This is a genomic window from Rhodoferax sp. RT5P35, assembly GCF_056521385.1.
The window spans coordinates 1-1,120 of sequence record NZ_JBWMAX010000288.1 but is presented as its reverse complement, the minus strand read 5'-3'; the positions used below and the strand labels follow the sequence as shown (position 1 = coordinate 1,120).

Genomic DNA, 1,120 nt, shown 5'->3' with positions numbered 1-1,120 from the left:
GGCTCCGGCGGCCTTGGCATCCCAGGCGGCAGCGATGTCTTTGGGGATGGTGAACGGCGCGTAGGGCCAGTTCAGGGCTTCGCGGGTCAGCTTGATTTCTTCGGCACCCAGAGGTTCGCCGTGGGCCTTGGAGGTGTTGGCGCGGTTCGGGCTGCCTTTGCCGATGTGGGTCTTGCAGATGATGAGCGTGGGCTTTTCGGCCTGGGCCTTAGCGTGGGTGATGGCTTCCGACACGGCAGCCGCATCGTGGCCGTCGATCGGGCCGATCACGTTCCAGCCGTACGCCACAAAGCGCAGGGCGCTGTTGTCGATGAACCAGGGGGCGACCTGGCCGTCGATGGAGATACCGTTGTCATCGTACAGGGCGACCAGCTTGTTCAGCTTCCAGGCACCGGCCAGGGCCGCGGCTTCGTGGCTGATGCCTTCCATCAGGCAACCGTCGCCCATGAAGGCGTAGGTGTGGTGGTCGACGATGGCATGGCCTTCGCGGTTGAACTCTTGGGCCAGCAACTTCTCGGCCAGCGCAAAGCCCACGGCATTGGTGATGCCCTGGCCCAGTGGGCCGGTGGTCGTCTCAACGCCGGGGGTGATGCCGTACTCGGGGTGGCCCGCGGTCTTGCTGTGCAGCTGGCGAAAGTTCTTCAGCTCGGCCATGGGCAGCTTGTAGCCGGTGAGGTGCAGCAGCGCGTATAGCAGCATGGAGCCGTGGCCGTTGGACAGGATAAAGCGGTCGCGGTTCATCCAGTTGGGGTTCTTGGGGTTGTGCTGCAGGTGCTGGTCCCACAAAGCCACGGCCATGTCGGCCATGCCCATGGGCGCACCGGGGTGGCCCGAGTTGGCGGCTTGCACCGCGTCCATGGCGAGCGCGCGGATGGCGTTGGCCATGGCCGCCGACGGTTTGCCCGTGGCCTGCGCGGGTGCTGCGACGTCGGGAGTGGTTGCGCTCAAGAGGGTATCGGCCATCGGGGGTTGCTCCAGTGGAAATGCAGGGTGAGGATTCTTGTGAGTCCGGTATTTTACGGGGCGGCCATTGGGCGCTGTGTACCGGCCCGGTAACACGGGTTGCACGGCATCACAATGGATGCTTACCTCCGTAAACCCGCCGGCCCCGAACCGCCAT

Annotated in this window: 1 protein-coding gene; it reads right to left on the bottom strand. The window is 65.0% G+C overall.

Going from position 1 to position 1,120, the window contains the following annotated elements:
- Positions 1 to 885 (bottom strand): 1-deoxy-D-xylulose-5-phosphate synthase N-terminal domain-containing protein (locus tag AC097L_RS25695; RefSeq protein WP_479589529.1); only part of this gene is annotated, 885 nt, incomplete at its 3' end.
- Positions 886 to 1,120: the final 235 nt, after the last annotated feature.